The sequence below is a fragment of the Mariniradius saccharolyticus AK6 genome, from assembly GCF_000330725.2.
GTDB classification, from domain to species: Bacteria; Bacteroidota; Bacteroidia; order Cytophagales; family Cyclobacteriaceae; genus Mariniradius; species Mariniradius saccharolyticus.
The window spans coordinates 52,901-64,271 of the sequence record NZ_AMZY02000019.1; the positions used below are offsets into that span (position 1 = coordinate 52,901).

The 11,371-nt window shown below is 48.7% G+C and carries 8 protein-coding genes; 2 read left to right on the plus strand and 6 right to left on the minus strand.

Annotation, left to right across the window (positions count from 1 at the left end; genetic code table 11):
• Positions 1-16: 16 nt before the first annotated feature.
• The 3 genes from C943_RS17865 to C943_RS17875 form a co-directional block, all read right to left on the minus strand.
• Entirely contained in the window at positions 17-1,690 is a 1,674-nt protein-coding gene (locus tag C943_RS17865; protein ID WP_008630668.1) for a formate--tetrahydrofolate ligase, read from the minus strand.
• 362 nt (positions 1,691-2,052) lie between these two features.
• Entirely contained in the window at positions 2,053-5,136 is a 3,084-nt protein-coding gene (locus C943_RS17870) for a WD40/YVTN/BNR-like repeat-containing protein (RefSeq protein ID WP_008630670.1), read from the minus strand.
• A gap of 14 nt (positions 5,137-5,150) precedes the next feature.
• The gene (locus tag C943_RS17875; protein ID WP_008630671.1) at positions 5,151-5,894 is read right to left on the minus strand and encodes a LolA-like protein; all 744 of its coding nucleotides are present in this window, start codon (positions 5,892-5,894) and stop codon (positions 5,151-5,153) included.
• A gap of 360 nt (positions 5,895-6,254) precedes the next feature.
• On the opposite strand from C943_RS17875, the gene C943_RS17880 reads away from it, so the two are divergent.
• Positions 6,255-6,704 carry a hypothetical protein gene (locus tag C943_RS17880; protein WP_008630672.1) on the plus strand — a complete coding sequence of 150 codons (450 nt, stop codon included), beginning with the start codon at positions 6,255-6,257 and terminating at the stop codon, positions 6,702-6,704.
• 57 nt (positions 6,705-6,761) lie between these two features.
• On the opposite strand, the gene dapA is transcribed toward C943_RS17880, so the two are convergent.
• The 3 genes from dapA to ligA are packed head-to-tail and all read right to left on the minus strand — an operon-like array spanning position 6,762 to position 10,563.
• On the minus strand, positions 6,762-7,616 hold the full coding sequence (gene dapA / locus C943_RS17885) for a 4-hydroxy-tetrahydrodipicolinate synthase (RefSeq protein WP_008630674.1): 855 nt from the start codon (positions 7,614-7,616) through the stop codon (positions 6,762-6,764).
• A complete protein-coding gene (locus tag C943_RS17890; RefSeq protein ID WP_008630676.1) occupies positions 7,610-8,110 on the minus strand; it encodes a DUF6913 domain-containing protein in 501 nt (166 codons plus the stop codon). The genes dapA and C943_RS17890 overlap by 7 nt, the downstream gene beginning before the upstream one ends.
• A gap of 2 nt (positions 8,111-8,112) precedes the next feature.
• Entirely contained in the window at positions 8,113-10,563 is a 2,451-nt protein-coding gene (gene ligA / locus C943_RS17895; protein ID WP_008630679.1) for an NAD-dependent DNA ligase LigA, read from the minus strand.
• A 157-nt stretch (positions 10,564-10,720) separates the two neighbouring features.
• On the opposite strand from ligA, the gene C943_RS17905 reads away from it, so the two are divergent.
• Complete coding sequence (locus tag C943_RS17905; RefSeq protein WP_040481232.1) at positions 10,721-11,353, plus strand: TetR/AcrR family transcriptional regulator; 633 nt, start codon at positions 10,721-10,723, stop codon at positions 11,351-11,353.
• The last annotated feature ends 18 nt before the right edge of the window (positions 11,354-11,371 follow it).

Here is an 11,371-nt window from a genome sequence, read left to right on the forward strand (position 1 = left end):
CAACGGTTGAAAATGTCTAAAACAATCCTGAAATATTTCCATCGGCATCGATGTCGATGTTTTCTGCCGCGGGCTTGGAAGGAAGTCCGGGCATCCTCATGATGGTACCCGCAATGGGAATGATAAATCCTGCGCCGGCAGCAATGTCAAACTCCCTGATCTTGACCGTAAAGCCGGAGGGACGATTGATCAGCAATGGGTCATCAGAAAGCGAATACTGTGTTTTTGCGATGCAAACCGGAAGCTTGTCCAGTCCGATTTTGTTGAACAATTTTATCTGCTGCTTGGCTTTGACCGAGTACTCCACCTCGGCCGCACCATAGATTTTTCTGGCAATAGTTTCAATTTTCTGCTCGATCGGCCAGTTAAAATCGTAGAGCGGCGTAAAGTGGCTTTTCCCCGTATTCACTGCCTGCTTGACGGCTTTTGCCAGTTCAATGGCTCCTTCGCCGCCCTTTTCCCATGCTTCGCAAACAGCTACCTCAACACCGAGCTTTTTGCAGCAATCCGTGACAACTGTGATTTCATCTTCACTGTCGGTCGAAAACTTATTTATCGCCACGATCGGCACAAGCATAAAATGTCGAATGTTTTCGATGTGTTTCTCCAAATTGGGCAATCCGTCGGCGACTGCTTTGGGATTCGGCTCCTTCAGATTCGCTGAAGCGATACCCGCATGGCTTTTTAGCGCCCTGATCGTTGCGACAAGCACGACGGCATCAGGTTTCAGTCCGCCGTATTGGCACTTGAGGTCGAGAAACTTTTCCCCACCCAAATCCGAAGCAAAACCAGCCTCCGTCACCACATAATCCGCCAATGATAGACCCATTTTGGTCGCAATGATGGAATTGGATCCTTGGGCGATATTGGCAAAGGGGCCACCATGGATGATGGCCGGATTTCCCTCGATCGTTTGGACGAGATTAGGCATAATGGCATGCTTCATCAAGGCGGTCATGGCACCGTTTGCTTTGAGTTGGTGCGCCCTTACGGGTTCATCCTGAAAGGTGTATCCGACAATGATATTCCCGAGTTTTTCTTTCAGATCCATCAAGTCTTTGGAAAGACAGAGCGCGGCCATCACCTCTGAAGCTGCCGTGATGTCGAATCCAGATTCCCTTACCACGCCCTGTGCCGGTCCGCCAAGGCCAATCACTATGTCCCGGAGTGCCCGCTCGTTCATGTCCATTACCCGCTTCCAAGTGATTTTCCTCGGATCGATATTTAGGGTGTTTTTTTGGCTGTGAATATGGTTGTCTAGTAGCGCCGCGAGCAGGTTGTGGGCCTTTTCGATGGCGGCAAAATCCCCCGTAAAGTGCAGGTTGATGTATTCCATGGGAAGCACCTGCGCATAGCCACCACCGGCGGCACCGCCTTTCATCCCAAAAACCGGTCCCAAGGATGGTTCACGGATCACAACGGCGGCATTGATCCCGATTTTATTCAGGCCCTCCGTGAGGCCGATGCTCGCTGTGGTCTTGCCTTCTCCCGCCGTGGTCGGCGTGATGGCGGTCACCAGGATCAGTTTCTTCCCTTTCATCTTGGATTCATCGATCAACTTGAGCGGCAGCTTGGCGACATACTTTCCGTAAGGCCTGATGTCCTCCTCGGAGATGCCAAGTTTTGCGGCGATTTCCTGAATGGGCCTCATTTTGGAGGCTTTGGCGATTTCCAGATCTGAAAGGTTCATGGTGTATTTGGGTTTGATGGCTGAAATCCGGTTTTTTCTAGCCCAAAAGACGGCAATTCAGGGACAATTATTCATGACAAAAGTCAGTCGGGATATTGATTCGGGTGGTGGTAGTTGGGACTATTTGAGGGGATTACCATATCGGTAGCTATTGGTGCCACCAAACTGTCACAGAGAGTCATTTCAACACCTGTTTCAGGTGAATCCAATTATCATAACAAAAAATACTGTAATAAATATTACAATAATTTCAGCTATCAAAAAATCCACCTTTATGATTCCGCAATTTTTCCTCTACGGTTAAAAACAAAAAAAGCTTGGACAGACATTGCCCAAGCTTTTTTGGTAGACGAATAGTTGGTTTATTTTTCGATAAACGTCTTGAAATCATCGATTTGGATCGCCTCGATTACGCCCTTTTTCACCAGGTTGTCGATGGTTTTTGCGTACTTGGAACCGATGCCATCAAAGGTCGTTTTGGCTTTGCCAAGGTCTGCCGCCAAGTCCGTTTTGCTTTCGACCTGTGCCGGGGATGGTGCCTCGTAGTTGGAAACCACGATGCCATAGAGCTTGGAGATTTTCTCGCGCAACTGCGGTTCGGCCGTGCCGACATAGTTGTCTCCGGTCGTGATGACCAAGGTTTCCTTCAGCTTGTTGAGCTCGCCGATCAGCGCGTTCATGGACTTGGCCGATTTAGGGTCAGCTGCTTTGGCTTTCTCGGCTTGTTCAAGTTGAAGGTCCAACTTGTACACGAGATAAGCCAAGTCCTGCGAGAGATCAAACAGTTGCTTTGTCAGTTCCTCCTGCGCTTTGCGGTCGGAAAGGCTGATTTCAGATCTTGGGTCATAGATCACCTCGATCTTGTGGCTGAATTCTTCCTTGCCTTTTTTCATCACCACCTGATAAGCCCCGGCTGGCACCCTCGGCGCACTGAATCCATCAAAGGAGAAGGTCTTGCCTTTGGCGATTTTGGGTGCTTTGGATCGGAAGTTCCAGTTGACCACATTGATGCCCTTTTGTTTTCCAGGATCCAAGCTGGAGATTTTGTTTCCCTGCAAGTCTTGAACCTCCAAGGTCATCGCGCCGAAGGTGTGACGTTTTTTCAGGTAATAGATGATCCTGCCGGACCTATCGGGATTTGGACCGACAAATGCCGTCTCTCCGCTTGATCCGCCAAAGTTGCTTTCCTCCCACATAGGCATGGGTTCGGATTTGAGGAAATGGACTTCTTTTGCGAGCATTTCTTGGTTGATCTGACGCAGCGGGCTGATGTCATCGATGATGATGATGCCGCGGCCATGGGTCGCCAGGACAAGGTCGTTTGTCTTCGGATGCATGGCAATGTAATGCACCGGTACCGAAGGCATATTGTTGGTAAATTTGGACCAGTTAGCGCCGCCATCGATACTGATGAAGAGGCCCGCTTCCGTTCCGAGGTAGAGGATGTTTTCATTTTTCAGGTCCTCGAGGATATGCCTTGCAAACCCGACGATATCCGGTGTCACGACAGACTTCCATGTCTTCCCAAAATCCGTCGTTTTGTAAGCGTATGGCTTGTAATCACCGCTTGTGTGCCCATCAAAGACCGCATAGGCAGTTCCTTTCGAGAAGTTGCTGGCTTGGACGTGGTAGGCCCAGGTGTTTTTTGGTAGGCCGGGAATATTGCCGACTACGTTGGTCCAGGTTTTTCCACCGTCTTGGGTTACTTGTACGTTTCCGTCGTCAGTGCCTACCCAGATGATTTTCTCGTCAATGGGAGACTCGGAAATCGAGAAAATGGTTGTGTGGTTTTCAGCACCTGAATTATCTGTGGAGATGCCGCCGGATTCAGATTGGTTTTGTTTGGCGGGATCGTTGGTAGTCAGGTCGGGAGAGATCTTTTGCCAGTTTGCACCCATGTCATTTGAAACCAGCAAAAACTGGCTTCCAATGAAGATACGATCCGGATTGTGTGTCGAAATCTGAATTGGGGTATTCCAATTGAAGCGGTATTTAGGTTCTCCTTTGGCAGGTGTCGGTTTGATATTCCTGATTTGGTTGTTGACCACGTCAAACCTCCATACGCCTTCAGCACCCTGCATTTCGGAGTAGGTGATCTTTTTGGTAGGATGCCTGTACACCCTGAACCCGTCACCCATACCGACTGGAGTCCAATCGCGCGCTTCGACTCCTCCGGGGCTAGCTGATGGTCCAAACCATGATCCGTTGTCCTGAAGTCCACCATAGACATTGTAAGGTTCGTCGTTGTCGACGCTGACATGGTAGAATTGTGAAACGGGAATACTTTCCACGATTTCCATGGTAGTGCCACCGTCCCAGGTTCTATACACACCACCGTCGGTAGCCGCAAAGAAGCGGTTGGGATCGTTGATATCGAACCAAATGTCGTGGATGTCGGAGTGCATGAAACCAAGATTTCGGAAGGTTTTTCCGCCATCCCGCGATATAGAGCCCGAAAGACCTGCTTTCACAACTACATCTGGGTTTTTCGGATCCACGACAATCCTCGAGAAATAGAATGGCCTCACGGTGAGTTCAAAATCACCGTTGGAAAATACCCAAGTCGCGCCGCCGTCCTCGGATTTGTAGAGTCCTTTGTTTTCCTTGGATTCCACTACAGCATAGACAATATTGGTTTTTGAGGGTGCAACCGCGACGGCGATACGTCCCAATTCACCGCTTGGGAAGCCATTGTGGATTTTATTCCAGGTTTTCCCACCATCAGTCGTCTTATAAAGTGCGGAATTGAGACCGCCTGAGCTAAACGACCAAGCAGTCCTTCGAAATTCCCAAAATGCCGCATAAAGCACATCCGGGTTACTTGGGTCCATGATAATGTCAGAACAGCCCACGTTTGGCATTCCTGCCAGGACTTTGGTCCAAGTCGCGCCGCCGTCGGTCGTTTTGTAAACCCCCCGCTCGTCGCTGTCGGCCCACAATGCACCCAATACTCCCACATACATTTCTTTGGAATTTTTGGGATTGATTACGATGCCGCTGATCCGGTCTGAGTTTTCAAAGCCCACTTTGTTCCATGAAGACCCGCCATCGACTGATTTGTACAAACCATCACCTGCGGAAACGGAGTTGCGAACCCAGGTTTCTCCCGTTCCGACCCAGATGGTATTGTCGGGATCGTTGGGGTCGAGTTCAACCGCGCCGATTGACTGATTGTATTTGTCAAAAATGGGTTTGAAGGATGCACCCCCGTTTACTGATTTCCAAAGGCCTCCGCCTGCAGTTCCGGCATAGATGACTTTCCCGTCGCTTGGGTGTCCTGTCAAGTCAGTGATGCGGCCGCTCATTACGGCTGGACCGATTTGTCTGGCGGAAAGGGAACCGAAGAGTTCGTCGCCTTTCAGCGTGACAATATCCTGTCCCGTAGAGAAAAAGCTGATCTGCAACAGGCCCAGCAACAGGCCTGCGATTCTCGATGTTCGCTTCATATGTTAGGTTTTATTTAGTCCTTGAATTTGAAAGCAGCGTCGTCAACGCTAGGATTCAAGATCACTTTTGTGATATTGATTGCTTGGCTTTGGGGAGTTCCTTTCGCCTTCTCTGTAATGGAAAATGCGAAATACAAGCCATCGACTTCCTGGTAGTCGCTGAACATCGTTTGGCTGGTAACACCCTTAGCAGGGCCATACTTCACTTCTTGTTCAACCATGATGGGCACGAAGTTTTCGGTATCAAAAAAATAAAACACCAGGTTTTCCACTTCCTTGCCATCTACCATAAGTGGTTTTTTGGTCAGTTTTACCTTAAAGGTCTCGGTGCCGTCTACGGTTTCTTTTCCTATAAGCTCGGCCTTGAAGCCTTTCTCTTTATAGTTCAGAAATGGGTCTGGAAAATCACCGAGGTTTCGCTTCATGTTTTCGGTGGTCTCGCTGTCACTCTTCTCGGGCTTCATCGTCATGAAGTTCATGCCCCAAGCTTCGTTACCGTCGAAAGCCTGCTGCGTAATCTCCTGTCCCTGGAGGGAGAATTTCATGTACATCTTACCTTCTTTGGTTTGCACCATTTCGATGGGGAGGTCCATACCCTGTACGGCCACTTTACCTTCCATCTTGACGCCGCTGAGTTTCGCCCAATTGGCGGCGCCACCAGTGTTTTCCAAGTAATTGTTGATGATTTCATCTACCGTCTGGGCATTTGCTCCAAAGACAAACATTACGAATCCAAGAATAAACAATGTCTTTTTCATAGCTGATAAGTTTTTTTTAAATATCCCTAAAGGTATTTAAAAATTGTTGGCTTGTTTGGTCAAATAAAGAATTTCGAGTTTGAAAGCGGATTTTGTCCGTTTGTCTTTTGAAAAGGAATGACGGCCGCAGTATTCAAGCGGCAAGCTAACAAGGAAGTATCAGTGTATTTGGATTGTAAACACACATACAAACTGGGCATGTAGGAAGGTTTGATTCTTAATAACCCTTGCAGCTACAAAGGGAATCATAAGCTAAAACTGGCCTGGTGTTTGTTAAAGAGGGTAAAATCTAATCCGTTTGGATTTTGGCTTTATATTTTATCTTTGACCCGAAATTATTTAAACAAAACCTTAGTAGAAATGAAAAAATTCTTATTGGTGCCGTTTGTTTTTGCGGCAATGTTGTTTTGGAATACTGTTAGTGCGCAAGAAGTTGGTTTGAGGTTTGGGGACGTATTAGGCAATAACGTTGCGATTGACGGGGTTTTTGGTCTCGGTCAATTCAGCAGGATCCACGCTGACTTGTCTTTTGGAGACCGTGGCGTAGGTATCGAAGCGCTTTGGAACCCTTTGTATCGACCACTCGGTGACGAAGCTTTGCATTGGTATGTAGGTGTAGGTCCATCCCTATTGCTTGGCGATCCATTTATATTAGGGGTAAGCGGCGAGATCGGATTGGAATACAAGTTTAATTCCGTGCCGATCGTGTTGGGCTTGGACTGGAGGCCTAGGGTCGATATCGTCGAAGTGACTGACTTCAACGCAGGCGGATTTGGCTTTAACGTCCGTTACGTCTTTGGCTCGAATTGAGCAGTTCCCAAAACATTGAAACAAAAATCCCCAGCTGGTTAGAAGCTGGGGATTTTTTTATAACATCTTTTTCTGGATTCTTTTTTTGAGGTCTTCTGACGCGGGCAACAACGGAAGTCTGACCATATCGCCGCATAGACCCATCAGATTCAGCAGCGCCTTTACGCCTACAGGATTGGCCTCTTCGTACATGAGCGGATTGATGTCCAATATCTTGGAGGCTGCGGCTTCAGCTTCGTCCAAAGGACCATGGCTGATAGTCTTGAATAGCGTGGGGTAGGCATTGGCCAAGACGGAAATCACGCCCGCACCGCCCATCACCCGCATCGCCGGCGTGAGGATATCATCTCCTGAAATCAACAGAAACCCCTCGGGCATCTTGGATGCGATGCGCATGCACTGTGACATGTCACTACTGGCTTCCTTCATCCCGATGATATTGGGGTGTTCGGAAAGCGCTATCGTCGTCTGCCAAGTCATATTGCTCATGGTTCGCCCCGGCACATTGTAGAGAATTACCGGGACTGGACTATGGTCTGCAATCTTTTGGTAGTGTGCAATGATGCCTGCTTGGGATGGTTTGTTATAATAAGGGCTGACCGATAGGATTGCGGTCACCTTTGAAAGGTCTGTCGCCGCAATCTCGTCCAGGATGCCTTGGGTATTGTTGCCGCCGATACCGTAGACGATGGGAAGCCTGCCATGATTGTATTCCAATGCTGCCTTGAGAACCTGTTTTTTCTCTTCTTTGGTCAGTGTGGCGCTCTCGCCAGTCGTACCTGCTACGACCAAATAATCAACTGCTCCCTCCGTCACGTGGTCGATAAGCCTTTTGAAAGCAGGGAAATCGATCTGTCCATTTTGGTCAAAAGGTGTAATCAGTGCGACGCCTGTTCCGTGTAATTTCAGCATGTGGTTTTTATTTTTCCGAAGTACTTCAACAATTTTTCCAAGTTGGCCCGCAGGTCTTCCCCTTCTTTCTTGATCATCAAATCGAGGTAAGGGCCGTTTTCCTCCGAAAGGAAACCCATTTTGAAGCCGCTTGGGTTAAGGAGCAGCAAATAACGTAAATAGGGATTCAGGTTTAAAGACGGAACCAAAATAAAATCCAATTTTTCTTCCAACAGCGAATTGAAATAGTCAGACGGCAAACCCCAAATTGAGAATTTCTGGGGCGAGATGGACTCCACAGCATCGTGTGTATCGGCATAATATCCCCCTTCGATCCGAATCTGAAATCCCCACTTGTCCCGGATGAGCTTCTTGGCTTCTTCGAACTCCTCCTGGGTGGCTGCAAAAATCCCTGCGGTTTTAGGCTTTTGGGGCATGCCGATATCCCGTAAGCGTGGTTTTCGGAGTGCCTTTGTGAGCTGGTAAGCGATCAGCTTGTCCTTGATCCAATTCATGCTTATCCGTTGACGATTTTGAGAAACTCGGCTTCGGAGATCATTTTGATCCCCAGTTTTTCAGCTTTTTCTTTTTTGCTCGGTCCCATCTCCTCGCCCTCGATGATGAAATCCAGGGATTTGGAAACCGAACCCACGTAGGTTCCGCCATGTGACTCCACAAAGTCGATGATTTCGTCCCGCTTGAAATGGGTGAATCTTCCCGAGGCCAATATCTTCAATCCTGCCAGTTTGTTGCTTGCAAGCGAAACGGATTGTTCGGAAACCGAGAAATTGAGGCCCGCATCCTTGAGCTTTTCGATCAGTTGGAGGTTCTCCTTATCCTTGAAATACTCGTGCAGGCTATGGACGAGCGTTTCGCCGACACCGTTGATTTCCAGCAGTTGCTCCGTAGAAGCTTCCCGAAGTGCGTCGATATTTTTGAAATGCCTGGCCAAGAGTTGGGCTGTGTTTTCGCCAATATTTCTGATGCCTAGGGCAAAAAGGACTTTCTCAAAAGGTTGGTTTTTGGAGGCTTCGATCCCTTCCAACATATTGCCGATGACGCCTTCCTGGAAACTGTTGCCTTTCAGTTTTTTGATCCTTTCCTCCTGTCCATCTCCGAGCTTTACGTCCAGTTTGAGTAGGGTACCGTGTACTGTGTTTTGGTGGTAAGCTGCCTCTATGAGCTGACCGGTTGATGCCTTATTTCCGACCAAAAGACCCAAAACCACCGCCACCGGGACATAATCTTCCATCGGGGGCAGTGAAGAAACCAGCAGCGCATTCTCCAACAGTTGGACCATGCCCACATTTTGGGCTACTTTTTTCTTGCTGTTGCGGATATATCCCTGGAAAAGTTGCAGGACCTGCATCATGGGTTTTTCGATCTGTTCGGCGCAGAATTTTTCGATCGCCGAAAGTGAAATCAACTCTGTCAGCGCAAAAAGCGCCTTGGGAAGTCCAATGTACAGAATGCCGTCATCGGTTTTTTGGTACTGGTCCTGACCCATTTCGAGCCCCAGCAATTGATGTTGCTTTTCTTTCAAGCCGTAAAAATCCGCTGGGCTTTTGACGAATCCCTCGTCGATCAAAGTCCGTAAACGTTCCGTCCCGAGCGAATCGATGTCCATGGCCCGCTGGTGGACAAAGTGCTCCATCCTGCCAAGCAGCTGTGGCGGACAGGCTTTTGTATTGGGGCAAAAGTGCTTGGCCTCGCCTTCCTTCCGCACCAAATGGGTCCCGCATTCGGGACAATGGTCGATGTAGGTGATTGACTTGGCTCCAGGTTGACGTTTCTCCAAAACCACGCCCGTGATTTTTGGGATGATCTCGCCGCCTTTTTCGACGTGGACAAGGTCACCCTCGTGGAGGTCGAGGCGGATGATTTCGTTGGCATTGTGAAGGGAAGCCCGCTTCACCGTCGTTCCGGCGAGATGGACGGGTGCCAAGTTTGCGACAGGTGTGATTGCCCCTGTTCGCCCGACTTGGTAGGAAATTGACAAAAGGCGGGTCTGCGCACTTTCGGCTTGATATTTATAGGCAATGGCCCAACGGGGGATTTTGGCGGTGAATCCCAATTCTTCCCTTTGGTCGTAGTCGTTGATTTTGAGGACGACACCATCCGTATCGAGGGGTAAAGTGAACCTTTTTTCCCGCCAAGAGTCGATAAATCCCAGTGCTTCCTGAATGTTGTTGGCTTTGAAATGGGTAGGGGAGACGTTGAATCCCCAGGATTCGATCAGCGCGATGGCTTCATCGTGCTTGCTGACCCCAATGTCCTCACCTAGCAATTGGTAGAAATAGCAGTTCAACCGGCGCTTGGCAACCACGCCGCTGTCCTGCATTTTTAGCGTGCCGGAAGCTGCGTTGCGCGGATTGGCGAGTGGCGGTTCGCCGAGGATTTCACGTTCATTGTTGATTTTTTCAAACTCCTTGAGTGGAAGAAAAACCTCGCCACGCACTTCAAATTTATCTGGGACATTTTTTCCCTGCACCACCAAAGGAATATTGCGGATCGTCTTTACGTTTTCCGTCACCACGTCGCCGCGGGTTCCATCCCCACGTGTCACAGCACGCACCAAACGCCCGTTTTCGTAAACCAAACTGATCGCGACGCCATCGAATTTCAACTCGCAGAAATACGCATAATCCCGGTGACCGAGACCTTTGGCTACCCTTTCGTCAAACGCGACCAATTCCTCCGGGGAATATGTATTGCCCAAGGATAGCATCTTGTATTCGTGCTCGGCTGTTTCGAATTCCTTGGTGATCGTGCCTCCGACCCTTTGGCTTGGGCTGTCTGGATACAGGAATTGTGGGAATTCCTTTTCCAAGCGTATGAGTTCCTCAAGTAGCCTATCGAATTCAAAATCCGATATCTCTATCCTATCTTCCTGGTAGTAAAGGTGGTTGTGGTGGTTGATTTCTTTGCTCAGGGCCTCTATGCGGGCCTTGGCTTCGGCAGGGTTCATGGACATGGAATTGGCTATCGTCTATTTCGTCGCTTATCTTTCAAAATTAGAATTTGTCCAGGCAAACACAAAGGAATATTATTCTGTGGGACCTCTTGGAAAGGCCGGGGAACTGAATTCTCACAGATTGGCTATATTTGCGCGACTGCAGTAGAAGATGAGCAAAAAAAACAATATCGAACAACGAATCCTGGAAGTTGCCTACCGGTTTTTCATCCAGCATGGCTATAAAAACACCACCATGGATGACATTGCCACGGAGTTGGCGATGAGCAAAAAGACGCTTTACAAATACTTCCCAGGCAAACTGGAGCTTTTGGGAGCAGCATTCGATATGCTCAGAACCAAGCTTGCCATCAAAGTAAGTGCCTTGTTGGAGAATCCCCACATACCCTATACTGCCAAGTTCAAATCCCTTCTCACCACCGTAGCCGCGGATATCTCCAGTATCAATCCTAAAATCCTGGACGAATTGCGTGATCATGCCCCGGAAATCTGGACAGAACTGCTGACTTACATTCGTGAGTCCGGCTATCTGCGTTTTCAGAAGCTCATTCAGGAAGGTATTGCCAAAGGCTTTGTCAAACCCAACATCAATGTTTCTTTCGTGGTATTTATCTATACCTCTGCCATCCAAAACCTCATCGACCACAAGTTTTTGAGTCAATTCCCAGAAGAAATGCGGGTCGGCTTCAACCTCAGCCCGGCCGAAATCTACGACCAAGCGATCCAAGTCATCTACACCGGAATTCTTACCGATGATGCGAGAAAAGAGCTCCTTACGATGTGAGTGTCTGCTTTGAGTCAT